Annotated in this window: 21 protein-coding genes; 9 read left to right on the top strand and 12 right to left on the bottom strand. The window is 72.8% G+C overall.

What is annotated here, in order from left to right:
* Positions 1 to 17: 17 nt before the first annotated feature.
* Genes ABZ873_RS10285 through ABZ873_RS10320 form a run of 8 tightly spaced genes read right to left on the bottom strand, consistent with a single transcriptional unit; the run spans position 18 to position 7,129 of the window.
* Positions 18 to 2,015, bottom strand: a complete 1,998-nt coding sequence (locus ABZ873_RS10285; protein ID WP_360868113.1) for an NADH-quinone oxidoreductase subunit L — start codon at positions 2,013 to 2,015, stop codon at positions 18 to 20.
* Positions 2,012 to 2,392: an NADH-quinone oxidoreductase subunit NuoK gene (nuoK, locus tag ABZ873_RS10290; RefSeq protein WP_360868116.1), complete on the bottom strand. Its 381-nt coding sequence runs from the start codon at positions 2,390 to 2,392 to the stop codon at positions 2,012 to 2,014. The genes ABZ873_RS10285 and nuoK overlap by 4 nt, the downstream gene beginning before the upstream one ends.
* Positions 2,392 to 3,006 (bottom strand): NADH-quinone oxidoreductase subunit J, encoded by a 615-nt coding sequence (locus ABZ873_RS10295; protein ID WP_360868119.1) that lies wholly within the window; start codon positions 3,004 to 3,006, stop codon positions 2,392 to 2,394. Before ABZ873_RS10295 ends, nuoK begins: the two co-directional genes overlap by 1 nt.
* A complete protein-coding gene (locus tag ABZ873_RS10300) occupies positions 3,003 to 3,644 on the bottom strand; it encodes an NADH-quinone oxidoreductase subunit I (protein ID WP_360868122.1) in 642 nt (213 codons plus the stop codon). The genes ABZ873_RS10295 and ABZ873_RS10300 overlap by 4 nt, the downstream gene beginning before the upstream one ends.
* Positions 3,644 to 4,612, bottom strand: coding sequence for a complex I subunit 1 family protein (locus ABZ873_RS10305; RefSeq protein ID WP_360868124.1), 969 nt, complete (start codon positions 4,610 to 4,612; stop codon positions 3,644 to 3,646). Before ABZ873_RS10305 ends, ABZ873_RS10300 begins: the two co-directional genes overlap by 1 nt.
* Entirely contained in the window at positions 4,609 to 6,090 is a 1,482-nt protein-coding gene (locus ABZ873_RS10310) for an NADH-quinone oxidoreductase subunit C (protein WP_360868127.1), read from the bottom strand. Before ABZ873_RS10310 ends, ABZ873_RS10305 begins: the two co-directional genes overlap by 4 nt.
* A complete protein-coding gene (locus tag ABZ873_RS10315; protein ID WP_360868130.1) occupies positions 6,087 to 6,731 on the bottom strand; it encodes an NADH-quinone oxidoreductase subunit B family protein in 645 nt (214 codons plus the stop codon). The genes ABZ873_RS10310 and ABZ873_RS10315 overlap by 4 nt, the downstream gene beginning before the upstream one ends.
* A complete protein-coding gene (locus tag ABZ873_RS10320) occupies positions 6,722 to 7,129 on the bottom strand; it encodes an NADH-quinone oxidoreductase subunit A (protein WP_360868133.1) in 408 nt (135 codons plus the stop codon). The genes ABZ873_RS10315 and ABZ873_RS10320 overlap by 10 nt, the downstream gene beginning before the upstream one ends.
* A gap of 147 nt (positions 7,130 to 7,276) precedes the next feature.
* On the opposite strand from ABZ873_RS10320, the gene ABZ873_RS10325 reads away from it, so the two are divergent.
* From ABZ873_RS10325 to ABZ873_RS10360, 8 genes are all read left to right on the top strand, one after another.
* Positions 7,277 to 8,524 (top strand): sensor domain-containing protein, encoded by a 1,248-nt coding sequence (locus ABZ873_RS10325; RefSeq protein WP_360868136.1) that lies wholly within the window; start codon positions 7,277 to 7,279, stop codon positions 8,522 to 8,524.
* Positions 8,525 to 8,842: 318 nt separating this feature from the next.
* Positions 8,843 to 10,141, top strand: a complete 1,299-nt coding sequence (locus tag ABZ873_RS10330) for a sensor domain-containing protein (RefSeq protein ID WP_360868254.1) — start codon at positions 8,843 to 8,845, stop codon at positions 10,139 to 10,141.
* A 710-nt stretch (positions 10,142 to 10,851) separates the two neighbouring features.
* Positions 10,852 to 11,511 carry a response regulator transcription factor gene (locus tag ABZ873_RS10335; RefSeq protein ID WP_360868258.1) on the top strand — a complete coding sequence of 220 codons (660 nt, stop codon included), beginning with the start codon at positions 10,852 to 10,854 and terminating at the stop codon, positions 11,509 to 11,511.
* Positions 11,512 to 11,662: 151 nt separating this feature from the next.
* A complete protein-coding gene (locus ABZ873_RS10340) occupies positions 11,663 to 13,603 on the top strand; it encodes a 2-oxoacid:acceptor oxidoreductase subunit alpha (protein ID WP_360868138.1) in 1,941 nt (646 codons plus the stop codon).
* Positions 13,604 to 13,712: 109 nt separating this feature from the next.
* On the top strand, positions 13,713 to 14,714 hold the full coding sequence (locus tag ABZ873_RS10345; protein ID WP_360868260.1) for a 2-oxoacid:ferredoxin oxidoreductase subunit beta: 1,002 nt from the start codon (positions 13,713 to 13,715) through the stop codon (positions 14,712 to 14,714).
* 194 nt (positions 14,715 to 14,908) lie between these two features.
* The gene (locus tag ABZ873_RS10350; protein ID WP_360868141.1) at positions 14,909 to 15,763 is read left to right on the top strand and encodes an SDR family oxidoreductase; all 855 of its coding nucleotides are present in this window, start codon (positions 14,909 to 14,911) and stop codon (positions 15,761 to 15,763) included.
* A 133-nt stretch (positions 15,764 to 15,896) separates the two neighbouring features.
* Positions 15,897 to 16,841, top strand: coding sequence for an EamA family transporter RarD (gene rarD / locus ABZ873_RS10355; RefSeq protein WP_360868144.1), 945 nt, complete (start codon positions 15,897 to 15,899; stop codon positions 16,839 to 16,841).
* 232 nt (positions 16,842 to 17,073) lie between these two features.
* Complete coding sequence (locus ABZ873_RS10360; protein WP_360868147.1) at positions 17,074 to 18,390, top strand: M28 family metallopeptidase; 1,317 nt, start codon at positions 17,074 to 17,076, stop codon at positions 18,388 to 18,390.
* Positions 18,391 to 18,477: 87 nt separating this feature from the next.
* On the opposite strand, the gene ABZ873_RS10365 is transcribed toward ABZ873_RS10360, so the two are convergent.
* The 4 genes from ABZ873_RS10365 to ABZ873_RS10380 all read right to left on the bottom strand — a co-directional run bounded on the left by ABZ873_RS10365 (position 18,478) and on the right by ABZ873_RS10380 (position 21,674).
* Positions 18,478 to 18,894, bottom strand: coding sequence for a hypothetical protein (locus tag ABZ873_RS10365; protein ID WP_360868150.1), 417 nt, complete (start codon positions 18,892 to 18,894; stop codon positions 18,478 to 18,480).
* Positions 18,891 to 19,094 (bottom strand): ribbon-helix-helix domain-containing protein, encoded by a 204-nt coding sequence (locus ABZ873_RS10370; RefSeq protein WP_229337077.1) that lies wholly within the window; start codon positions 19,092 to 19,094, stop codon positions 18,891 to 18,893. Before ABZ873_RS10370 ends, ABZ873_RS10365 begins: the two co-directional genes overlap by 4 nt.
* A 104-nt stretch (positions 19,095 to 19,198) precedes the next feature.
* Entirely contained in the window at positions 19,199 to 20,422 is a 1,224-nt protein-coding gene (locus tag ABZ873_RS10375) for a DUF2092 domain-containing protein (RefSeq protein ID WP_360868153.1), read from the bottom strand.
* 241 nt (positions 20,423 to 20,663) lie between these two features.
* Entirely contained in the window at positions 20,664 to 21,674 is a 1,011-nt protein-coding gene (locus ABZ873_RS10380; protein ID WP_030831648.1) for a polyprenyl synthetase family protein, read from the bottom strand.
* A gap of 220 nt (positions 21,675 to 21,894) precedes the next feature.
* Here ABZ873_RS10380 and ABZ873_RS10385 point away from each other — a divergent pair, with 220 nt between their 5' ends.
* Positions 21,895 to 23,898, top strand: coding sequence for a CocE/NonD family hydrolase (locus ABZ873_RS10385; RefSeq protein WP_360868157.1), 2,004 nt, complete (start codon positions 21,895 to 21,897; stop codon positions 23,896 to 23,898).
* Positions 23,899 to 23,910: the final 12 nt, after the last annotated feature.

The following is a 23,910-nucleotide window of genomic DNA, read 5'->3' on the forward strand; positions in this document are numbered from 1 at the left end:
CACGGCTGACTCACGGCTCACGATCCGGCGTTGACGTTGGCGAGGACGGCGGTGGCGACGGCCAGGACCACGGCGCCGGCGAGCAGGGCGCTCAGGTAGCTCTGCACGTTGCCGGTCTGGGCGCGGCGGACGAGGCCGCCGAGCAGCCGGGTGCCGGTGCCCGCGCCGCGGACGTACGTGTCGACGACCTCGCGGTCGAGGAAGGTGACGAGGCGGGCGGCCGCGCGGACGGGGCGGACGAACAGCCGGTCGTAGACGGCGTCGAGGTGGAAGCCGTCGGCGGCGTGCCGGTGGAGCGGGCCGAGCAGCGCCCTGCCGGGGTCGGGGGCGGGGCCGGGCGGGACGGCGGGGTGGTCGAGGGTGACCTCGGCGACCTCGGGCGCCTCGGCCGCGGATTCGGCGGCGGCGATGTCGGCGGGGACGCCGGAGGCGGAGCCGAGGGCGGCCTTGGCGGTGGCGCGCTGCCAGAGGGCGTAGGTCAGCATCACGCCGAGGACGGCGGCGCCGGTGCCGAGGACGGAGGTGACCAGGCTCGGGCTGAGCTCCTGGCCGTCGAGGCGGTCCCCGATGGGGCCGGCGGCGAGGCCGAGTCCGAGGGTGGGGACGGCGAGCAGCCACAGCACGCCGGTCATGGCGACGGGCTCCTTGCCGTGGTCGGGGGCGGAGGCGCCCCGGCCGCGGAAGGCCATCAGCCAGAGGCGGGCGGCGTAGGCGGCGGTGAGGAGGGCGGTCAGCACACCGGCGGCGAGCACCAGCCAGCCGGCGGCCTCGGGGGCGAGGCCGGAGTGGCCGGTGGCGGTCTGCTCGGCGGCGACGAGGACGGCTTCCTTGGAGAAGAAGCCGGCGAAGGGCGGGATCGCGGCGAGCGCGAGGAGCGCGATCGTCATGGTCCAGAAGGCGTCGGGGATGCGCCGGGAGAGGCCGTCCATGCGGGACATGGCGGCCAGGGAGTTCGTCCCGGCGGCGTGGATGATCACGCCGGCGCCCAGGAAGAGGAGCGCCTTGAAGGCGCCGTGGGAGAGGAGGTGGAAGACGGCGGCGGAGCGGTCGCCGACGGCCAGGGCGCCGGTCATGTAGGCGAGCTGACCGACCGTGGAGTAGGCGAGGACCCGCTTGATGTCGTCCTGGGCGAGGGCGGCGAGGGCGGATCCGACCATCGTGACGGCCGCCATGACGGCCATGACCACCAGCGCGGCCGCGGAGGCGGCGAAGACGGGCAGGAGGCGGGCGATGAAGTAGACACCGGCGGCGACCATCGTCGCGGCGTGGATCAGGGCGGACACCGGGGTGGGGCCGGCCATGGCGTCGGGGAGCCAGGTGTGCAGCGGGAACTGCGCGGACTTGCCCGCCACTCCGGCGAGCAGGAGCAGCGCGATGACGGTCGGGTGGTCGAGTCCGCCCGCGGCGACGGTGTCCAGGATCTTCGTGATCCGGAAGGAGCCGGCGTCGGCGGCGAGGGCGAACAGGCCGATCAGGAAGGGGACGTCGCCGAGCTTGGTGACGAGGAACGCCTTGAGGGAGGCGGAGCGGGCCGCTTCGGTCTCCCAGTAGTGGCCGACGAGGAAGTAGGAGCAGATGCCCATGACCTCCCAGCCGACCAGCAGCACCATCAGGTCGCCGGAGTAGACGACGAGCAGCATGGCGGAGGTGAACAGTGAGACGAGAGCGGCGTACGAGGAGTAGCGCGGGTCCTCACGGAGGTAGGCCGTCGAGTACACCTGCACGCAGGTGGCGACGAGTCCGACCAGAACGGCGACCAGTGCGGCGAAGCCGTCGATGTAGAGCGAGAGGTCGATCGGCACCGAGCCGGTCGGGGTCAGTTCGGTGGCGGTGCTGAGCGCGGGGCCGGTGCCCTGGCGGACGGCGACGAGCACGGCCAGTACGGCGGAGGCGAGCGTCGGCAGGATCGCCAGCGGCCGGACGAAGCCGGGTGCGGCGCGGCCGGACAGCAGTCCCGCGACCCCGCCGAGGAAGGGGAGCAGCGGGACGAGGACGGCGAGGGTCGTGGTGCTCACGCGGAGACCTCCGGCCGGGCGGTGGCGGCGGGGGCGCCGGTGCTGGTGCTGGTGTCCTGGTCGGGCTCGTGGCCCTCCGCGGTGTCGCGCAGCCGGTCGACGTCCGAGGTGCCGCGGTTCCGGTACACCATCAGCACGATCGCGAGGCCGATGCCGATCTCGGCGGCGGCGATGGCGATGGTGAAGAGGGTGAGGGCCTGGCCGGCGTGCAGGGCGTCGCGCAGCCAGACGTCGAAGGCCACCAGGTTGAGGTTGACGGCGTTGAGCATCAGCTCGACGGACATCAGCACCAGGATGGCGTTGCGGCGGGCGAGTACGCCGTACAGGCCCGTGCAGAAGAGGAGCGCCGCGAGCACGGCGGGATAGGCGAGGTGCATCAGCGCCGGTCCTTCTGTCCGCCGGGGCCGGCCGGGGTGGCGGCGTCGGAGGCGTCGTTCTTGCGGGACAGCACGATGGCGCCGATCAGCGCCGCGAGGAGGAGGACGGAGAGCGCTTCGAAGGGCAGCACCCAGTGCTGGAAGAGGATCTCGCCGGAGACCTTCGTGGAGCCCTGGACCGGTCCGTCGAGGTCGATCCAGGTGGTGCGGAAGGCGTCGGTGACGACCCAGACCAGGGCCGCGGCGGCGAGGACGGCGACGCCGAGGGCGACGGGGCGGTTACCGGAGTCGGCGTCCGGGGAGCGGCCGATGGGGGCCTTGGTGAGCATCAGCCCGAAGAGGAGGAGGACGATCACGGAGCCGAGGTAGATGAGGACCTGGACCCAGGCGATGAACTCGGCGGTCAGCAGGAGGTACTCGACGGCGATGCCGCCGAGGGTCACGACCAGCCAGAGGGCGGCGTGCACCAGCTGGCGGGTGGTGACCGTGACGAGGGCCGCGCCGAGGGTGGCGAGTCCGACGAGGAGGAAGGTGATCTCGACGCCGGTCGGGGAGAGGAAACCGGGCCCGGTGGTGGCGGTGGCGGCTGCGGCCAGGGTGGCGGTGGGGGTCACGCGTCTCCCTCCGGGTTCGGGGTGGTCGTCGGCGGTTCGGTGTCGCTTGCGGGGGCGGCTTCGGCGGCTTGCGCGGCCTGCGCCGCTTCGGCTGCCTGGGCGGCTGCGGCGGCGGCCGCTGCGGCCTCGGCCTTCTCGGCGGCCTTGCGGGCGGCGGCGAGTTCCTTGGGCTCCTCGGCGGCCGGGTCCAGCGCGGGCGGCGCCGGGACGGTCCACATCCACTCGCGCAGCTTGTCGCGCTCGTGGGTGAGCTCGTGGATGTCGGTCTCCGCGTACTCGAACTCCGGCGACCAGAACAGGGCGTCGAAGGGGCACACCTCGATGCAGATACCGCAGTACATGCAGAGGGAGAAGTCGATGGCGAAGCGGTCGAGGACGTTGCGGCTGCGCTCGCGGCCGCCGGGGGTGGAGGCCGGGACCGTCTCCTTGTGGGAGTCGATGTAGATGCACCAGTCGGGGCACTCGCGGGCGCACAGCATGCAGACCGTGCAGTTCTCCTCGAACAGGCCGATGACCCCGCGGGAGCGGGGCGGGAGCTCGGGCTGGACCTCGGGGTACTGGGCGGTGTGCGAGCGCTTCGTCATCGTGCGCAGCGTGACGGCCAGGCCCTTGGCGAGGCCGGATCCGGGGATGGGCATTACTGGATCGCCACCTTCACGATGCCGGTGAGCGCGATCTGGGCGAGCGCGAGCGGGATGAGTGTGGTCCAGGCGAGCTTCTGGAGCTGGTCCTCGCGCAGGCGCGGGTAGCTGACGCGGAGCCAGATCACGACGAAGGCGAGGACGGCGGTCTTGAGCAGGGTCCAGACCCAGCCGAGGCCGTCGGCGCCGAAGGGGCCGTGCCAGCCGCCGAGGAAGAGGACGGTGGTGAGGAAGCAGAGGACGACGATGCCGGCGTACTCGGCGAGGAGGAACAGGGCGAAGCGGAGGCCGGTGTACTCGGTGTACGCGCCGAAGATGATCTCGGAATCGGCGACGGGCATGTCGAAGGGGGGCCGCTGGAGTTCGGCGAGGCCGGCGGTGAAGAAGACGAGCGCGCCGACGATCTGCCAGGGCAGCCACCACCACTGGAAGCTCTCGACGATGCCGGGGAGGGAGACGGTCCCGGCGGCCATCGCGACCGAGGCGGCGGCGAGCAGCATGGGCAGCTCGTAGGCGAGCAGCTGGGCGGCGGTGCGGAGGCCGCCGAGCAGGGAGAACTTGTTCGCGGAGGCCCAGCCGGCCATGAGGGAGCCGAGGACTCCGACGCCCATGACGGCGAGTACGAAGAACAGGCCCGCGTCGATGACCTGGCCCACGGCGCCCTCGCCCGGGCCGATCGGGATCGCGAGGAGGACGAGGAGGTACGGGAGCAGGGCGACGGCGGGGGCCAGCTGGAAGATGCGGCGGTCGGCGCCGGCGGGGACGACGTCCTCCTTCTGCGCGAACTTCACGCCGTCGGCGACGAGCTGGGCCCAGCCGTGGAAGCCGCCGGCGTACATGGGGCCGAGGCGGCCCTGCATGTGGGCCATCACCTTGTGCTCGGTCTGCCCGACGACGAGCGGGAGCACGAGGAAGACGGCGAAGACGACGATCAGCCGGAGGGCGACGTCGAGGACGTCGTTCACGCGTCGCCTCCGTTGTCGGGGGTGGATTCGGGGTCGGGGCCGGGGTCCGGCTCGTCGAAGGCGGGCTTCGGGTCGTGCCAGGGGGCATCGGAGCGGGGCGCCGCGCGGCGCCTCTGCCGCGCCGCCGCCGTTTCCGGCGCTCCCGCGCCGGGCGCCGCCTGGCTGGTCGAGCCGTCGGCCGCGGAGCGGCTGCGGCGGGGCGGGCGGGAGCCGGCTTCCGGGGTCGGCGCGTCCGGGGGCTGCGGGGCTTCCGCGCCCGGGGTCCCGGTGGGCGCGGCCTCCGGGGCTGCCGTGTCCTGGCCGGTGGCCGAGGGCGACTGGCTCGCGGAGCCGTCGGCTGCTGAGCGGGCGCGGCGCGGCGGGCGGGACGCCGCACCCGGGGTTTCCGCCGCTGCCGCGTCAGGCGCCGCCTGGCTGGCCGAGCCGTCCGCCGCGGAGCGGCTACGGCGGGGCGGGCGGGACGCCGCGTCCGGGGTTTCCGCTGCCGCGTCCGGCGCCGCCTGGCTGGCCGAGCCGTCCGCCGCGGAGCGGCTGCGGCGGGGTGGGCGGGAGGCGGCTTCCGGGGCTGCCGTGTCCCGGTCGGCGGCCGGGGTGCCGGTGGGCGCCGCGTCCGGGCCGGGGGCCTGTGTTTCCGTTTCCGGGGTGGGCTGGCTGGTTGAGCCGTCCGCTGACGTGCGGGTGCGGCGGGGCGGGCGGGCCGCCGTGTCCGGCGTCGGCGCGCTCGCCGCTGGCGCGTCAGGGGACGCCGCCGGGGTGGGCTGGGTGGCTGAGCCTTCCGAGACCGAGCGGGTGCGGCGGGGTGCGGCGGCCGTTGGGGCGTCTGTCGCAGGGCGGGGGCGGCGGGTGGGGGTGGTGCCCGCGGCGCGGGGGGTGCGGGCGGGGCGGGTGGGGGCTGGGGGGAGTTGGCCCTTCATGGGGCCCCAGTCGTTCGGGTCCGGGACGCCCGGGGGGAGCATCTGGCGGCGCTTCGGGGCGTCCGGGTCGTGGGTCTCGCCCGGTTCCTTCGCGCCCGGCCATGCCTTCGCCACGCGTGCCGCGAGGACGAAGTCCTTGCGCAGCGGGTGGCCCTCGAAGTTCTCGGGGAGCAGCAGGTGCACCAGGTTCGGGTGGTCGGTGAAGCGGATCCCGAACATCTCGAAGGTCTCGCGCTCGTGCCACTCCGCCCCCGCGTACACGGCGACCGCCGACGGCAGGGAGGGCGCGGAGTGCGGGACCGTCGTACGCAGCAGGAGACGGCGGACGCGGTGGTTCTCCAGCGAGGCGACGTGCGCGCAGATCTGGAAGCCGGTGCCCGGCTCGTCGACGGCGCTCAGCCAGTCGAAGTACGTGCAGCCCAGCTTGTCCCGGGCGATTTCCAGCGCGGGGATCCAGCTGCCGACGGGCACGTCCACGGTGAGGACGTCGTACGCGATCTCCGCGCGCGCCTCGGCGCCGAAGACGGTGGCCGCCGCGTCGGGGAGGGAGTCGTAGAGGTTCACGCCCCCGCCTCCCGGTCGATGGAGGCGGGCGCGGGCGCCGGCGGGGCCGTGACCAGGCCGCTCGTCAGCTGGGAGACGGACGGGCCCTCGGCGTACCGCTCGGCCAGCGACTCGCGGGCGATCTTCTCCTGGAGCTTGAGGATGCCCTGGAGCAGCGCCTCCGGCCGGGGCGGGCAGCCGGGCACGTAGACGTCGACGGGGATGATCTGGTCGACGCCCTTGGTCACCGAGTACGAGTCCCAGTAGGGGCCGCCGCAGTTGGAGCAGGCGCCGAAGGAGATGACGTACTTCGGCTCCGGCATCTGCTCGTACAGCCGCTTGACGGCGGGGGCCATCTTGTCCGTGACGGTGCCCGAGACGATCATGAGGTCGGCCTGGCGCGGACCGGGCGCGAAGGGGATCACGCCGAGCCGGATGAAGTCGTGCCGGGCCATGGACGCGGCGATGAACTCGATCGCGCAGCAGGCCAGCCCGAAGTTGAAGACCCACAGGCTGTAGCGGCGGCCCCAGTTCAGGACCACCTTCATCGGTTCCGGGGCCAGGCGGGAGAGGACTCCGAGCCGCTTGGGCTCCGGAAGCAGCTCCGGAAGCGACTCCGGATGCGGCTCCCGATGCGGCTCCGGCTGGGGTGTCACGTCCATTCGAGGACGCCCTTCTTGTACGCGTAGAGCAGGCCGACGGCCAGGAAGCCCAGGAAGATGAACATCTCCACGAGCGTGGTCGCGCCGTAGCCGGCGGCGGCGAACACCGTCGCCCAGGGGAAGAGGAAGATCGAGTCGACGGCGAAGATGACGTAGAGGAACGCGTAGACGTAGTAGCGGACCTGGGTGTGCGCCCAGCCCTCACCGACCGGGTCGACGCCGCATTCGTACGTCATGAGCTTCTCGGGCGTCGGGACCGAGGGGCGCAGCAGGCGCCCGGCGCCGAAGGCGACGGCCACGAAGAGCACACCGAGGGCGGCGAGCAGACCGACGACCGAATAACTCCGGAAGTAGTCCGCCGCGAGCACGGTTACGGTCGATACCGTCGGTTCGGGCACGTCCGTTCCTCGCTCCTCGTTCACTGTCGACGATCTGGTACGGACGGGAGTCTAGGGCCTGCCTCACACGGGGTGGGGTTATCCCCCGTTCACAGCACCCCGGCCGCCCCATGGCATCGGTGAGCCGCACTTGACAGGGTGTGCCGCATGACGATGAGCCATGCCCTCCCCGACCGCGACGGGCCTCCGCCCGTACGGCCCGTGTTCAGTGCCGTCACGTGGAAGGAGATCGCCCATCTGGTGACCAATCTGCCGGAAGGGATCATCGGATTCGTGTACGCGGTCGTCATGGTGTCCACCGCGGGCGGTCTTTCCGTGACCGCGATCGGACTTCCTCTGCTGGCGGCCGGTCTTTTCGGGTCCCGGCTGTGGGGCCGGCTCGAACGGGCCCGTGCGCGGATGCTGCTGGGCATACGGGTGGAGGAGCCGAGCCGGCTGCCCGGTCCGGGGCGTGCCGGGGGCTTCTTCCCCTGGCTGTGGACGGCGATCAAGGATCCGGTGGGCTGGCGGACGGTGCTGTACCAGCTGATCCGGCTGCCCTGGGGGGTGCTCACCTTCACGGTAGTCCTGACCGGGCTGTTCGTGCTGTGGCCGGTGCTGCCGTATGTGGTGCGGACGCTGGCGAACGCGGACCGCGCGATGGTACGGGGGCTGCTGTCGCCCTCGGACGACCTGGAGCGGCGGATCGCGGAGCTGGAGTCCGACCGCGGGGTGGTCGTGGACACGGCGGCGGCTGACCTGCGGCGCATCGAGCGGGATCTCCACGACGGGGCGCAGGCGCGGCTGGTCGCGCTGGCGATGGGGCTGGGCCTGGCGAAGGAAAAGCTGCTGGAGGACCCGGAGGGGGCGGCGGCGATGGTGGACGAGGCGCACGGGGAGGTGAAGCTGGCCCTCCAGGAGCTGCGGGATCTGGCGCGCGGGATCCATCCGGCGGTACTGACGGACCGGGGGCTGGACGCGGCGCTGTCGGCGGTGGCTTCGCGGTGCGCGGTGCCGGTGAAGGTGTTGGTGGATCTGCCGGCGGGGGCGGGTGGGTCGACGGGGTCGGGTGGGCGGGGTGCTTCGGGTGGGGCCGGGGGGCAGGAGGGGCGGCCTGCCGAGGCGATTGAGGGGATCGCGTATTTCGTGGTGTCGGAGCTGCTGCAGAACGTGAGCAAGCACGCGGGGGCGGGGGCGCGGGGCGCGAGTGTGGAGGTGTGGCGGGCCGGTGGGCGGTTGATGCTGCGGGTGTCCGACGACGGGTGCGGTGGGGCGGACATGGCGCGCGGGAGTGGGCTGGCGGGGCTGGCGGAGCGGTTGGGGGCGGTGGACGGGGTGCTCGTTGTGGACTCGCCTGAGGGGGCGGGGACGGTGGTGACGGCGGAGTTGCCGTGGCGGGGGCGGGGGCGGGGGTAGGGCGGAGCCGGTGCGGGGCTCCTGGCCGGGTGGGCCGGGGGCCCCGCTTGTGTTTTGGGGGTGCGGCGCCGTTGCACGGGGCTCCGCCCCGGACCCCGCGCCTCAAACGCCGGCGGGGCTGGGATGGGCCGGCGTCTGCCGCGCCGCTGCTCGGGGCTCCGCCCCGGACCCCGCGCCTCAAACGCCGGCGGGGCTGGATTCGCTGGACTTGGTGGGGTTAACCCCCCGGTGGAGACGCCTACTCGCTGGATGGTTCCGGGGTGGGGGGCGGCGGGAGGGTGGAGGGGTTGGGTTCGGCGGTGGAGGGTGGGTGTGGGTATGGCGCGCGGTGGGGTCTTGGGTGTGCTGGGGGCTCCGGTGGCGGGGCGGACGTGGAAGGAGTTCGGGCATCTGCTGGTCGGGCTGCCGCTCAGCACGGTGTATTTCTCGCTGGCCATCACGGGCGTGAGCCTCGGTGCCGGGCTGCTCGTCACGTTCGTGGGTGTTCCGGTGCTCGCCGCTGTGCTCGTGATGTGCCGCGGCTTCGGGCATCTGGAGCGGGCCCGGGTACGGGTGCTGCTCGGGGGGCGCGTCGCCGACCCGGCGCCGATCCGGGCGGGGAAGCCGGGGGCGTTCGCGGCGATGGGGGCGGTGCTCAAGAGCGGGAGTGCGTGGCGGCATCTGCTGTACTCGCTGATCCACTTCCCGCTGGCGGTGTTCGGTTTCTGTGTGGCACTGACGTTCTGGGCGGCGGGGTGGACGTACCTGCTGTACCCGCTCTGGTACTGGGTGTTCCCCGCCTACACCGACCAGCCCGGGCTGCAGCTCTTCCAGAACGACGACTTCTCCTTCTACCTGGACACGCCCTCCGAGATCGCCCTGACCTGCCTGGTGGGGCTGGTCCTCACCCTTGTCACGCCGTGGGTGATCCGGGCGCTGACCATGGTGGACCGGGTGATGGTCGGCGGGCTGCTGGGAGGGTCGCGGCTGGCGGAGCGTGTCAGTGAGCTGGAGTCCGACCGGGGCGTGGTCGTGGACACGGCGGCGGCGGATCTGCGGCGCATCGAGCGGGATCTGCACGAGGGGGCGCAGGCGCGGCTGGTCTCCCTGGAGGCGGACCTGGGCAGGGCGCGGGAGCAGCTGGCCGCGGATCCGCGGGCGGCCGCGCGGCTGGTGGACGAGGCGCACGGGGAGGTGAAGGTCGCGCTCCAGGAGCTGCGGGATCTGGCGCGCGGGATCCATCCGGCGGTACTGACGGACCGGGGGCTGGACGCGGCGCTGTCGGCGGTGGCTTCGCGGTGCGCGGTGCCGGTGCGGGTGGCGGTGGAACTGCCGGCGCGGCCGGCGGCGGCGATCGAGGGGATGGCGTACTTCGCGGTGTCGGAGCTGCTGCGGAACGTGAGTGAGCATGCGGGGGCGGGGGCGCGCGGGGCGACGGTGGAGGTGTGGAAGTCCGGGGAGCGGTTGCTGATCCAGGTGGGGGATGACGGGCGGGGCGGGGCGGCGGTTGCCCGTGGGGGCGGCGGCGGGCTGGCGGGGCTCGCGGAGCGGGTGGGGGCGGTGGACGGGGTGCTCGTGGTGGACTCCGCGGAGGGTGAGGGGACGGTGGTGACGGTCGAGTTGCCGTGGCGGGCGTAGCCCTTGGGGGGGTGCGGGGCTTCTGGCCGGTGGCCGGGGGCCCCGCTTGCGTGTGGCGTGTGCCGCGCCGTTGCCCGGGGCTCCGCCGCGGAACCCCGCGCCTCAAACGCCGGCGGGGCTGGGATTGCGGGTGTTGCGCTGCCCGCGCGCTGGCCGGTGCCGCGCCATTGCTCGGGGCGCCGCCCCGGACCCCCGCGCCTCAAACGCCGGCGGGGCTGGATTTGCGCCCCCCGCGCGCCGGGCTCTGCCGCGCGGGCTTGCGCGCCTTCAAGCGCCGGCGGGGCTGGGATTGCGCCCCCGCGCGCGGGACTCGGCCGCCAGGGCTTGCGCGCCTCAAACGCCGGCGGGGCTGGGATTGCGCGCCCGCGCGCGGAGCTCTGCCGCGCCGTTTAGAGCGCCTCAAACGCCGGCGAGGCTGGATCTGCGCCCCCGCGCGCAGGGCTCTGCCGCGCCGGCTTGCGCGCCTCAAGCGCCCGCGGGGCTGGATTTGCGGTCCCGGGCGCCCCTCCCGGCGCGCCGTCTCGCGCCCCCGCCGTGCCGGAATCTGCGGCTCCTGCGGCGGAGCTGGGGGTTCCGGGGGAAAACTCGGGCTTCGTGGGCACCTGTTGGCCCGGCTCCGCCTTTCCCAGGGGGTTGGGCTGGGATGCTTGGGCGGGTCGGGTGGTGTGGGAACGAGTGGACGCGGGAGCTGCTGAGTCGTGGACGACAGGGTGCGGGTGGTCATCGCCGAGGATTCAGTGCTGCTGCGCGAGGGACTGACCCGGTTGCTGACCGACCGGGGTCATGAGGTCGTGGCCGGGGTCGGGGACGCCGAGGCCCTGATCAAGACGGTGGCGGAGCTCGCCGCCGAGGACGCGCTGCCGGATGTGGTGGTGGCGGACGTGCGGATGCCGCCGACGCATACGGACGAGGGCGTGCGGGCCGCCGTACGGCTGCGGCGCGCGCACCCCGGGATAGGCGTGCTCGTGCTGTCCCAGTACGTGGAGGAGCAGTACGCGACCGAGCTGCTGGCGGGATCCAGTACCGGAGTGGGGTACCTGCTCAAGGACCGCGTGGCCGATGTCCGGGAGTTCCTGGACGCGGTGGTCCGCGTGGCCCGCGGCGGGACCGCCCTGGACCCGGAGGTGGTCGCGCAGCTGCTCGGCCGCAGCCGGAAGCAGGACGTCCTCGCGGGGCTGACCCCGCGCGAGCGCGAGGTGCTCGGGCTGATGGCCGAGGGGCGTACCAATTCCGCCGTGGCGAAGCAGATGGTCGTCAGCGACGGGGCGGTCGAGAAGCACGTCAGCAATATCTTCATGAAGCTGGGCCTGTCGCCGAGTGATGGGGATCATCGGCGTGTACTGGCCGTTCTCACCTATCTGAAATCTTGATCGACTGACACTCTGTCAGATATGGCATACCGGTCGGGCCGTCCCGATGGGCGGTCCTACGGTCCAGAATGTGGCCGCTCCTGGGGACCCGATCCGTGCAGTCGTAGGGTTGGTTCTGGGGGTGCTCACGCCTCGAAGGAGGTCCAGTTCAGTGACCAGCCAGGTCAGCAGCCCAGAACAGGCCGACGGGGCCGGAGGTGCGGTCGTCGGCGGACCGCGCACCCCGGAGAGTCCTGGCGGCAAGGAAGTACGCCGTCTCGACCGGGTGATCATCCGCTTCGCGGGTGACTCCGGTGACGGCATGCAGCTCACCGGTGACCGCTTCACGTCGGAGACGGCGTCCTTCGGGAACGACCTGTCGACGCTGCCGAACTTCCCCGCCGAGATCCGCGCCCCCGCCGGCACCCTGCCCGGCGTCTCCTCGTTCCAGCTGCACTTCGCCGACCACGACATCCTCACCCCCGGTGACGCCCCGAACGTGCTGGTGGCGATGAACCCGGCCGCGCTCAAGGCGAACATCGCGGACGTGCCGCGCGGCGCGGAGATCATCGTCAACACGGACGAGTTCACCAAGCGCCCCATGGCCAAGGTCGGCTACGAGACCTCCCCGCTGGAGGACGGCTCCCTGGCGGCCTACAGCCTCCACCCGGTGCCGCTGACCACCCTGACGGTCGAGGCGCTCAAGGACTTCGGCCTCTCCCGCAAGGAGGCCGAGCGCAGCAAGAACATGTTCGCGCTGGGCCTGCTGTCCTGGATGTACCACCGGCCGACCGAGGCCACCGAGGCGTTCCTGCGGCAGAAGTTCGCGAAGAAGCCGCACATCGCCGAGGCGAACATCGTCGCCTTCCGCGCCGGCTGGAACTTCGGGGAGACCACGGAGGACTTCGCGGTCTCCTACGAGGTGGCGCCCGCCACCCAGGCGTTCCCCACCGGCACCTACCGCAACATCTCCGGCAACCTGGCCCTCTCCTACGGACTCATCGCCGCGGGCCAGCAGGCCGATCTGCCCCTCTACCTGGGCTCCTACCCGATCACCCCGGCCTCGGACATCCTGCACGAGCTGTCGAAGCACAAGAACTTCGGTGTCCGGACCTTCCAGGCCGAGGACGAGATCGCGGGCATCGGGGCGGCCCTCGGCGCGGCCTTCGGCGGGGCGCTGGCCGTGACCACCACCTCCGGGCCGGGCGTGGCGCTCAAGTCGGAGACGATCGGCCTCGCGGTGTCGCTGGAGCTTCCGCTGCTGGTCGTGGACATCCAGCGGGGTGGCCCGTCCACCGGTCTGCCGACGAAGACGGAGCAGGCGGACCTGCTCCAGGCCATGTACGGCCGCAACGGCGAGGCGCCCGTCCCGATCGTGGCGCCGCGCACACCCGCGGACTGCTTCGACGCCGCCCTCGACGCGGCCCGGATCGCGCTCACCTACCGGACCCCGGTCTTCCTGCTCTCCGACGGCTACCTGGCCAACGGCTCCGAGCCCTGGCGGATCCCGGAGGTCACCGACCTGCCGGACCTCAAGGTCAAGTTCGCCACCGCCACGAACCACACCCTGGCCGACGGCTCCGAGGTCTTCTGGCCGTACAAGCGCGATCCCGAGACCCTGGCCCGGCCCTGGGCGGTGCCCGGGACCGCTGGTCTCGAACACCGCATCGGCGGCATCGAGAAGCAGGACGGCACGGGCAACATCTCCTACGACCCCGCGAACCACGACTTCATGGTCCGCACCCGCCAGGCCAAGATCGACGGCATCCGGGTGCCCGACGTGGAGGTCGACGACCCGGACGGCGCGAGCACCCTGGTCCTCGGCTGGGGCTCCACCTACGGGCCGATCACCGCCGCCGTCCGGCGGCTCCGGATCGCCGGACTCCCCGTCGCCCAGGCCCATCTGCGGCACCTGAACCCCTTCCCGCGGAATCTGGGCGAGGTCCTGGAGCGTTACGAGAAGGTAGTGGTGCCGGAGATGAACCTCGGGCAGCTCGCCACCCTGATCCGGGCGAAATACCTGGTCGACGCGCAGTCCTACCACCAGGTCAACGGAATGCCGTTCAAGGCGGAGCAGCTGGCGACGGTTCTCAAGGAGGCCATCGATGACTGAGGTGACCGAAGAGGCGACCGACGGGGCGACCGCCGGCGCGGCACCCGGGCGGGCCGGCACCGCCCGCACCCTGCTCTCGCTGGTGCCGAAGGCCGAGAGCAAGCAGTCGATGAAGGACTTCAAGTCGGACCAGGAGGTCCGCTGGTGCCCGGGCTGCGGCGACTACGCCGTCCTGGCCGCCGTCCAGGGCTTCATGCCCGAACTGGGGCTGGCGAAGGAGAACATCGTCTTCGTCTCCGGGATCGGCTGCTCCTCGCGCTTCCCGTACTACATGAACACCTACGGGATGCACTCCATCCACGGCCGCGCCCCGGCCATCGCCACGGGCCTGGCCACCTCCCGGCGCGATCTGTCCGTCTGGGTGGTCACGGGCGACGGCGACGCGCTCTCCATCGGCGGGAACCACCTGATCCACGCCCTGCGCCGGAACGTCAACCTCAAGATCCTGCTCTTCAACAACCGGATCTACGGGCTGACGAAGGGGCAGTACTCCCCCACCTCCGAGGTCGGCAAGATCACCAAGTCGACGCCGATGGGCTCGCTGGACGCGCCCTTCAACCCGGTGTCGCTGGCCATCGGCGCCGAGGCGACCTTCGTCGCCCGGACCGTCGACTCCGACCGCAAGCACCTCACCGAGGTGCTGCGCCGGGCGGCCGACCACGAGGGCACGGCGCTCGTGGAGATCTACCAGAACTGCAACATCTTCAACGACGGCGCCTTCGAGGTCCTCAAGGACCAGGAGCAGGCCCGGGAGGCGGTGATCCGGCTGGAGGACGGCCGGCCGATCCGCTTCGGCGCCGACGGCGCGAAGGGCGTCGTACGCAACGAGGCCACGGGCGAGCTGGAGGTCGTCGAGGTCACCCCGGAGAACGAGTCGCGGGTGCTGGTCCACGACTCCACCGCCGCCGGCGCCACCACGGCGTTCGCGCTCTCGCGCCTGGCCGACCCGGACACCCTGCACCGCACCCCGATCGGGGTCTTCCGCAGTGTCGAGCGGCCGGTCTACGACACGCTGATGGCCGACCAGCTGGACGCGGCCGTCGAGCGCAACGGCAAGGGCGACCTCGGCGCCCTGCTGAGCGGGGACGACACCTGGACGGTGGTCGGCTGACCGGCCCCGCGTACGGCCGTCACGGAGCCCGGATCCCCCAGGGGGTCCGGGCTCCGGCATGCCCGGATACGTCACCCCCGCAGGACGCCGAGCAGGGTGCCGGGCACGGCGCCGGGCGCAGTCCCACAGTGAGCGCTTTCTAAAAGTTAGCGCTTACCGTACGATGGTGTGACCGTCCACTGAGGAGAGCAGTCATGAGCATCGTCGTCACCGCAGCCACCGGGGCCCTCGGCCGTCTCGTCGTCGGGGAACTGCTGGAGCGGGTCCCCGCCGAGCGCGTCGCCGTCGTCGTCCGTGACCGGGACAAGGCCGCCGACCTGGCCGCCCGCGGGGTCGAGGTCCGCGTGGCCGACTACAACGACCCCGCGGCCCTGGCCGCCGCCTTCCGGGCGGGCGACCGCGTGCTGCTGATCTCCGGCAACGAGTTCGGGCGCCGCACGGCCCAGCACACCGCCGTCCTGGAGGCCGCCCAGGCCGCGGGCGTGGCGCAGCTGGCCTACACGGGCATCCTGGGCGGCCCCGAGGCCGACTTCGAGCTGGCCGCGGAGCACATCGCCACCGAGCGGGCCATCCTCGGCTCCGGGGTGCCGTACACCTTCCTGCGCAACGGCTGGTACCACGAGAACTACACCCGCGAGCTGCCCGCCGCCCTCGGGCACGGCGCGGTCGTGGGCAGTACGGGCGAGGGCCGGGTGGCCTCCGCCGCCCGCGCCGACTTCGCTGCCGCCGCGGCCGTGGTGCTCACCGGCGAGGGACACCTGAACCAGGTCTACGAGCTCTCCGGGGACACCGCCTGGAGCCTCGCGGAGTACGCGGCCGAGGTGGCGGCGCAGTCCGGCAAGGAGGTCGTGTACCGGGACGTGACGGCGGAGGAGCACCTGGCGGTCCTGACCGGCGCCGGGGTGCCCGAGGGCTTCGCGGCCGTACTCGTGGACGTGGACGCGGCGATCGCGCGCGGCCGGCTCGCGGGCACCGGCGGGGACCTGGCCCGGCTGATCGGGCGGCCGACGACCCCGATGGCCGAGGCGATCCGCGAGGCGCTGGCCTGAGCCCGCGGGCTTCCGGGGCTCCTGGGCGCGCCCCCTGCCCGATGTCATGAGTATCTCGCGATAACGGGCATGACATCCGGGCCGTGCGGCGATACCGTCGTGAAGTTGGCTGGAAGTCGCACAGGAGGCCCCCGTGAAGGCGGAGAACGAGCAGCGCACGGGTTTGCTCTACGGATTCGGCGCGTACGGGATGTGGGGGCTGGTCCCGCTCTTCTGGCCGCTGCTGATGCCCGCGGGAGCCGTGGAGATCCTGGCGCACCGGATGACCTGGTCCCTGGCCGTGGTCGGGGTCGCGCTGCTCGCCGTACGCCGCTGGAGCTGGATCGGGGAGCTGCTGCGCCGGCCGCGCAAGCTGGCCCTGACGGCGCTGGCCGCGTCGGTGATCAGCGTGAACTGGGGCCTGTACATCTGGTCGGTCAACAACGGCCATGTCGTCGAATCCAGCCTCGGCTACTTCATCAACCCGCTGGTCAGCATCGCGATGGGCGTGCTCGTCCTGGGTGAGCGGCTGCGCCGCGCCCAGTGGGTGGCCGTCGGCATCAGCTTCCTCGCCGTGCTCGTGCTCGCCGTCGGCTACGGGCGGCCGCCGTGGATCTCGCTGGTGCTGGCCTGCTCCTTCGCCACGTACGGGCTGATCAAGAAGAAGCTCAACATGGGCGGGCTGGAATCGCTGGCCGCCGAGACGGCCCTGCTGTTCCTGCCGGCCCTGGGCTACCTGATCTGGCTCGGCGCGCGGGGGCAGTCGACCTTCGCCGCGCAGGGCACCGGGCACGCCCTGCTGCTGGCCGCGACCGGGCTGGTCACGGCGGTGCCGCTGGTGTTCTTCGGGGCGGCCGCGATCCGCGTCCCGCTCTCCACGCTGGGGCTGCTCCAGTACATGGCGCCGGTCTTCCAGTTCGGGCTCGGCGTCCTGTACTTCCACGAGGCCATGCCGCCGGAGCGCTGGGCGGGCTTCTCGCTCGTGTGGGCCGCGCTCGCCGTCCTCACCTGGGACGCGCTGCGGACGGCCCGGCGCTCCCGGGCCCGGCTCGAAGCGGCGCCCGCGCCCGCTCCCGCTCCGGCGCGCGAGCCCGCGTAGGCGACCGCGCGCGAGGCGCGCACCAGCAAACGCTCCGATCCCACGATCCCCGGTACGGGCCTCCCGTACCGGGGATCGTTCGCTGAGCGAACCCCCATGACCGGATTATGGTCTTGACGGACAGTCATACTCTCGCTGAACATCAGGCTCGCACTGACGCACCGACGCACTAACGCTCACCCGCTCTCTCGCTCGTTCCGTCATATCCCCAGCGGAATCCCGGAGCCCCCACATGAGCCTGTCCGTCTCCCGGCGCCTCGCCACCGTGACCGCCCTCGCGGTCGCCGGCCTGTTCGCCTCCACCGCTCCCGCCGCACTGGCCGCCCCCACGGCGGCGACCGCGGCGCCGACACCGCCCGACATCCCGCTGGCCAACGTCAAGGCCCACCTGTCGCAGTTCTCGACGATCGCCGCCAACAACGGCGGCAACCGCGCCCACGGCCGGGCCGGTTACAAGGCGTCGATCGACTACGTGAAGGCCAAGCTGGACGCGGCGGGCTTCACCACCACCCTGCAGACCTTCACCTCCAGCGGCGCCACCGGCTACAACCTGATCGCCGACTGGCCGGGCGGCGACCCGAACTCGGTGCTGATGGCCGGCGCCCACCTGGACTCCGTGACCTCGGGCGCGGGCATCAACGACAACGGCTCCGGCAGCGCCGGCGTCCTGGAGACGGCCCTCGCCGTCTCCCGCGCCGGGCTCCAGCCCACCAAGCACCTGCGCTTCGGCTGGTGGGGCGCGGAGGAGCTGGGCCTGGTCGGGTCGAAGTACTACGTCAACAACCTGCCGTCGGCGGAGCGGTCCAAGTTCGCCGGCTACCTGAACTTCGACATGATCGGCTCGCCGAACCCGGGCTACTTCGTCTACGACGACGACCCGACCATCGAGCAGACCTTCAAGAACTACTTCTCGGGCATCGGCGTCCCGACCGAGATCGAGACCGAGGGCGACGGCCGCTCCGACCACGCCTCGTTCAAGAACGTGGGCATACCCGTCGGCGGCCTGTTCACCGGAGCCAGCAACTCCAAGACCTCCGCACAGGCGCAGAAGTGGGGCGGCACCGCCGGGCAGTCCTTCGACCGCTGCTACCACTCCTCGTGCGACAGCCTGTCGAACATCAGCGACACCGCCCTGGACCGCAACACGGACGCCGCCGCCTACGCGATCTGGACCCTGGGCGCGGGCACGCCCGTACCGCCCGGGAAGTCCTTCGAGAACACGGCGGACGTGAACATCCCGGACTCCCCCGGTGCCGCGGTGACCTCGCCGATCACGGTCTCGGGTGTCGCGGGCAACGCCCCGGCCACGACCAAGGTGGACGTGAACATCGTGCACACCTACCGCGGTGACCTGGTGGTCGACCTGGTCGCCCCGGACGGCACGGTCTACAACCTGCACAACCGGACCGGCGGCAGCGCCGACAACCTCGTGCAGTCCTACACCGTGAACGCCTCCAGCGAGGTGGCCAACGGCGTCTGGCAGCTGCGGGCCAAGGACTCCGCCGCGCAGGACGTCGGCTACATCAACAGCTGGAAGATCACCTTCTAGTCCCGGCCACGACGGGTACGCGGACCACGGGAGCCCCGGTGCGATCGGCGCCGGGGCTCCCGCACGCCCGCCACCCGGCGGGCCCGCTCACGCCTCGTCGGCGCGGCCCTGCGAGGAGGCCGGCTGCGGTTCCTGTATCCGGGCGCGCAGCTCCTCGGCCACCGCCGCCACGTCCGCCCGGCCCAGCTTCGCCGCCTCGACCAGATCGCCCAGCACCTCCGGCGAGGGCAGCGTCCGCGCCCCGGCCACCCGCAGATACGAGCGCGTCGCCGCGGCCGCGTAGAACTCGTTCATCGGGGACTCCAGCGCCGGGCAGACCGCGAGCGTGTGCAGAAACGCGGCGGCCCGCCACGCGGTGTCCGGGGCGGGCTGTTCGGGGACCAGCACGAGGTCGTTCTGGTGCCGGGCGACGGCGGCGGCCACCCCGGAGGGATCCCACACGGCGGGATCTGACGGGAGATGGTGGGCCAGAGCGGTCCAGGCCCACTCCATGGTGATCTTCAATTGCCGAACCGCTCCTGGAAGTAGCTCCAGTGGTCGGCGAACTCCTCTATGCCGGAGAGGAAGTTCTTCCGGTCCTCGTCGAGTTCGCGCTCGGTGACCTCGGTGATCAGCGCGGTCACCGTCGTCCCCAGCGCCGCGGCGCGCGCCTTCAGGCGCTCGTGGAACTCCTCGTCCAGGCGGATGGTGACGTGTCTCGACATGCCCCACACCGTACAGCGGAACCGCTGTACGGTCAGCAGGACGGCCGCCGGGGTGGGCGACGGCACAGCCGCGCCCGCCCCGGCGGAACTCCCCCCGGGGAGGCTTACTTGTGGGCCTCGGCGGCCTTCACCAGGGCGTCCTTGGTGACGGCGCCGGCGTAGACCTTGCCGTCGTCCGTGAGCAGGACGTTGAACAGGCGGGTGGACAGGACCCGGCCCTCACCGAAGGAGCCGTTCACCTTGTCCCCGAGGGAGTCGAGGAACTGCTTGGCCTCCTTGGGCGCGTTCTTGTCCTTCTCCAGGTCCTTGAGGCTCGTGCCCGCGCCGGAGTCGATCCGGGCGATGGCCGCCCAGCCCTCGCCGAGGACCTTCACGTCGCCCTTGCCGTTCGCGCCGCCGGCCAGGCCGTCCAGGCCGGGGAAGGACTCCAGTGCCTTGAACGGCGAGTCCTTCTCGCCCTTGCCCGGCGCGTCGGTGCCCTCGGTCACCTTGGCGCCCTTGGGCGGGGTGAAGGCGAAGGTGTCGGCGGCGGGCTTGGCGAAGTCCACCTTGGTGAAGCCCGCGTCCACGATCGGCTTGCCGCCCTGGGCGGACAGCAGCTGCACGCGCAGCGGCACGCCGTTCTTCGCGTCCACCGCGATCTGCACCGAACCGACCGTGGAACCGGCCTGCTTGGGCTTGAGCACCAGCTGGTAGGCGTCCCGCCCGGCCACCTGCGCGGTGTCGCCCACGCTGACGTCCGTGGTGGGGCCGGCGGCCTTGAGGATCTCCTGGGCCAGCTGCTGCGGGGAGGCGCCCATGCGCTCGCCCGTCTTGTGCTCCTTGCCCTTGTCCTGGCCCTTGCCCGCCTCGTGGCCGGCGCCGGCCGGGGCCTTCTCGTGGAAGACCTCGTTCGACTTGGAGTCGTAGCCCCACACCTCGTCGCCGTTGTGCAGGAGGCTGTACTCGTCCTTGCCGTCGAGGAAGGTGAGCTTCTGGCGGTCCGGGCCGTCGGCCGCGACACGCAGGGTGTGCGTGCCGTTCGCCAGCTGCGCGACCTTGTCCTCCGGGTTGGCGGAGCCGCCCGTGACCCCGCCGCCGCCGAGCAGGCCGGAGGCGAGCTTCGGCAGGCCGAGGTCGGTGCTGATCTTGGCGGTGCCGGAGAGCTGCTCCACCTCGGAGGCGGCGACCTTCTCGATCAGCTGCTGCGCGGTGAGGTGCGGGAGGTCGGGTCCGCCGGCGTTGGCGAAGGCCGGGACCATCGCCACGGTCGCCGCGGCGACACCCGCCACCGCGACCGGTACCGCGTACCGGGCGACCCTGCGAGAAGTCTTCGTGTTCGCTGCCATGTCAGTGCCCTGCCCTCTGTGTCGACGGCGGCGATATCCGTTTCGCCGCACTCACCCGATCCGGTGGGGTTGATAGCTCCATCTGACCAAAAACGCGGCCCGGACGCGTCAGCCCCCGGACGCAACCGGACGTAATACCGAGGGATGACACGGCGCGGGCCCCGCTCCCCCGACCCGTAGGGGTCACCGGGGGCCCGGGGCCCGTGTCCGTACGAGGGGCGGTGGCGCCGCCCCGGCGGCGTCAGCCGGCGCGGTGCACCACCGCGTCGCAGAGCTCCTCCAGGGCCGCCTTCGCGAAGCACTCGGGCAGCGGCGCGAGCGTGGCCCGCGCGTCCTCCGCGTACCGGATGGTGTCGCGGCGGGCCTGCTCCAGGGCGGGGTGCGCCCGCAGCCGGGTCAGGACCTCGGCGTGCCGGGCGTCGTCCGTGAGGTCGCCGTCGAGCAGCGCGACGAGCTCCAGGTCCTCCGGACGGCCGTCCCGCGCGGCCATCTCGCGCAGCCGCAGCACGGGCAGCGTCGGGATGCCCTCGCGCAGGTCCGTGCCCGGGGTCTTGCCGGACTCGTGCGCGTCGGAGGCGATGTCGAGGACGTCGTCGGCGAGCTGGAAGGCGGTGCCGAGCCGTTCGCCGTACTGGGTCAGGATGTCGACGACCGACTCGTCTGCGCCGGACATCAGCGCGCCGAAGCGGCCGGAGACCGCGATCAGCGAGCCGGTCTTGCCGGCGATGACGTCGAGGTAGTGGGCGACGGGGTCGCGGCCGTCGCGCGGCCCGGCCGTCTCCAGGATCTGGCCCGTCACCAGCCGCTCGAACGCCTCCGCCTGGATGCGTACGGCCTCGGGCCCGAGGTCGGCCAGGATGTGCGAGGCGCGGGCGAAGAGGAAGTCACCCGTGAGGACGGCCACCGAGTTGCCCCAGCGGGCGTTGGCGCTCTCCACCCCGCGGCGCACGTCCGCCTCGTCCATGACGTCGTCGTGGTAGAGCGTGGCGAGGTGCGTGAGCTCGACCACCACGGCGGACGGGACGATCCCGGGCGCGTAGGGGTCCCCGAACCGGGACGCGAGCATGACGAGCAGCGGCCGGAACCGCTTGCCGCCGGCCCGGACCAGGTGCTGTGCGGCCTCGGTGATGAAGGGGACTTCGCTCTTGGTGGCTTCCAGCAGACCCGCCTCGACGGCGGCCAGTCCGGCCTGGACATCGGTCTCAAGAGCCTGGTCCCGCACGCTCAGTCCGAACGGCCCGACGACGGTCACGAGGGGTACTCCTGTCTGCTGACGATCACGCTGACGATCACCTGGATTGTCGATGTGTCGCTGCCATCACTCAAGCCAGCGTATCGGGTCCCTTTTCGATCACGGAGAGGGCCTTCCCGGCCACCCTCCACGCGCCGCCCGATAAGCACCGGTATGTTCGGTGCGCAGGGCATCCTCGTCCCCCTCCCCTGCACCGAGATGATGGGCGGCCGAGATCCCGATGATCATCCGTACCGCGTTCCCGTACGAGACCACCCACGAGGACGTCCGGATCCCGCTGCCCGACGGCGTGGAGCTGTACGCGCGGATCTGGCGGCCCGTGACGGACGAGCCGGTGCCCGCCCTGCTGGAGTACCTGCCGGACCGGCTCACCGACTCCACCGCGCCCCGCGACCGCCAGCGCCACCCCTGGTACGCGGGCCACGGCTACGCCTCCGTACGCGTGGACGCGCGCGGGCACGGATGCAGCGGCGGCCGCCCCGGCGGGCCCGGCGAGGCCCGGGAGGCGGCCGACGCGGTCGCGGTGGTGGAGTGGCTGGCGGGGCGGCCGTGGTGCACGGGAGCGGTGGGGATGTTCGGGCTCGGCCACGGCGGCTCCACCGCCCTCGGGACCGCCGCCCTCGCCCCCGCGGCCCTCAAGGCGGTCGTCGCCGTCTGCGCCGCGGCCGACCGCTTCGACGGGGGCGGGCCCTACCGGGGCGGCTCGGTGCTCGCCCCGGAGGCGCACGCGGGCGCGGCGGCCCTGCTGGCCCTCACCGCCCGGCCGCCGGACCCGCTGTTCACCGGCGAGGGCTGGCGGGCGCGCTGGCTGGACCGGCTGGAGGCGCTGGAACCGGCCGTCCACACCTGGCTGGCCCACCAGACCCGCGACGGCCACTGGCGGGAGGGCGGCGTCCGCGAGGCCCTTCCGGCGGTCCGCGCGGCCGTCCTCGCCGTGGGCGGCTGGCACGACCCGCACCGGGACACCGTGCTGGAGCTGGTGGAGCGGCTGGACCCGCGCCGGGTCCGCGGGCTGATCGGGCCCTGGTCGCACCAGTACCCGGACCGCGGGCTGCCGCCGGGCCCCGCGATCGGCTTCCTCCAGGAGACCCTGCGCTGGTGGGACCACTGGCTCCGGGGCGAGGACAACGGCGCCCTGGAGGAGCCGCTGCTGCGCGCCTGGATCGGCGACGCGCACCCGCCCGCCACCGTGTACGAGGAGCTGCCCGGCCGCTGGGCCGGAGAGCGGGCCTGGCCCTCCCCGACCGTGATCCCCGTCCCGTACGTGTTCGCGGGCGCGCCGGTGGCCGTGGCCTCCCCGCAGCACACGGGGCTGGACGCGGGCCGCTTCCGCCCCCTCGGCAACGCCGCCGACCTGCCGCCGGACCAGCGCGAGGAGGACGCCAAGTCGGCCTGCTTCGAGTTCCCGGTGAGCGGCGAGGAGCCGGTGGAGATCCTGGGCCGCCCCTCGGTGACCCTGCGGCTGCGGCTGGACGTGCCGTACGGGCAGGTCGTGGCCCGGCTCTGCGACGTGGCCCCGGACGGCTCCTCGACGCTGCTCACGCGGGGCGTGCTCAACCTGTCCGCGCGGCAGGGCCCGGACCGGGCGGTCCCGTGGCCGGTGGGCTCGTACGAGGACGTCACCTTCGCGCTGGACGGCATCGGCCACGCCTTCCCGCCGGGGCACCGGATCCGGCTCGCCGTGTCCTCCGCGTACTGGCCGTGGATCTGGCCGCGCGCCGGCTCGGAGGCCGGGTGGACCCTCGACCCGGCGGGCAGCTCCGTGACCCTGCCGGTGCGGATGGGCTCCCGCGCCGACGACGGCGTGGTCTTCGAACCGCCGGAGCAGGCCGAGCCCCTGGGCGTGACCGCCCCGGCCACGCTGGACGAGGAGCGCCCGGAGCGGCTGGTCGTACGGGACGTGGCGCGGGGCACCTGGCGGCTGGAGGTGGACCCGCGCCACGGGGGCACGCGGGTGTACCCGGACGGGCTGGAGTGCGAGGAGGAGGCGGTGGAGACGTACGAGATCCAGGACGCGGACCCGCTGTCGGCCCGGATCCGCTCGGAGTGGCGGATCCGGCTGCACCGGCCGGACCTGGGCTGGGACGCGCGGGTGGAGACCCGCTCGGAGTCCGGCTGCGACGAGGGCGGCTTCCTGACGTGGAACGAGCTGGTGTGCCGGGAGGGCGGGGAGGTGGTCTTCCACCGCACCTGGGAGCGCCGGCTGCCGCGGGCGGCGGGCTGAGCCCCCGCCGGG

Source organism: Streptomyces sp. NPDC047014, from assembly GCF_040644195.1.
GTDB lineage: Bacteria > Actinomycetota > Actinomycetes > Streptomycetales > Streptomycetaceae > Streptomyces.

Bases quoted from the DNA above. Each gene is read 5' to 3' on its own strand.
- nuoK (WP_360868116.1), bottom strand. From the start codon at position 2,392: ATGCACCTCGCCTATCCCGCCGTGCTCGCGGCGCTCCTCTTCTGCACG.
- ABZ873_RS10300 (WP_360868122.1), bottom strand. From the start codon at position 3,644: ATGCCCATCCCCGGATCCGGCCTCGCCAAGGGCCTGGCCGTCACGCTG.
- ABZ873_RS10315 (WP_360868130.1), bottom strand. From the start codon at position 6,731: ATGGACGTGACACCCCAGCCGGAGCCGCATCGGGAGCCGCATCCGGAG.
- ABZ873_RS10325 (WP_360868136.1), top strand. From the start codon at position 7,277: ATGACGATGAGCCATGCCCTCCCCGACCGCGACGGGCCTCCGCCCGTA.
- ABZ873_RS10330 (WP_360868254.1), top strand. From the start codon at position 8,843: ATGGCGCGCGGTGGGGTCTTGGGTGTGCTGGGGGCTCCGGTGGCGGGG.
- ABZ873_RS10345 (WP_360868260.1), top strand. From the start codon at position 13,713: ATGAAGGACTTCAAGTCGGACCAGGAGGTCCGCTGGTGCCCGGGCTGC.
- ABZ873_RS10350 (WP_360868141.1), top strand. From the start codon at position 14,909: ATGAGCATCGTCGTCACCGCAGCCACCGGGGCCCTCGGCCGTCTCGTC.
- ABZ873_RS10360 (WP_360868147.1), top strand. From the start codon at position 17,074: ATGAGCCTGTCCGTCTCCCGGCGCCTCGCCACCGTGACCGCCCTCGCG.
- ABZ873_RS10370 (WP_229337077.1), bottom strand. From the start codon at position 19,094: ATGTCGAGACACGTCACCATCCGCCTGGACGAGGAGTTCCACGAGCGC.
- ABZ873_RS10375 (WP_360868153.1), bottom strand. From the start codon at position 20,422: ATGGCAGCGAACACGAAGACTTCTCGCAGGGTCGCCCGGTACGCGGTA.
- ABZ873_RS10385 (WP_360868157.1), top strand. From the start codon at position 21,895: ATGATCATCCGTACCGCGTTCCCGTACGAGACCACCCACGAGGACGTC.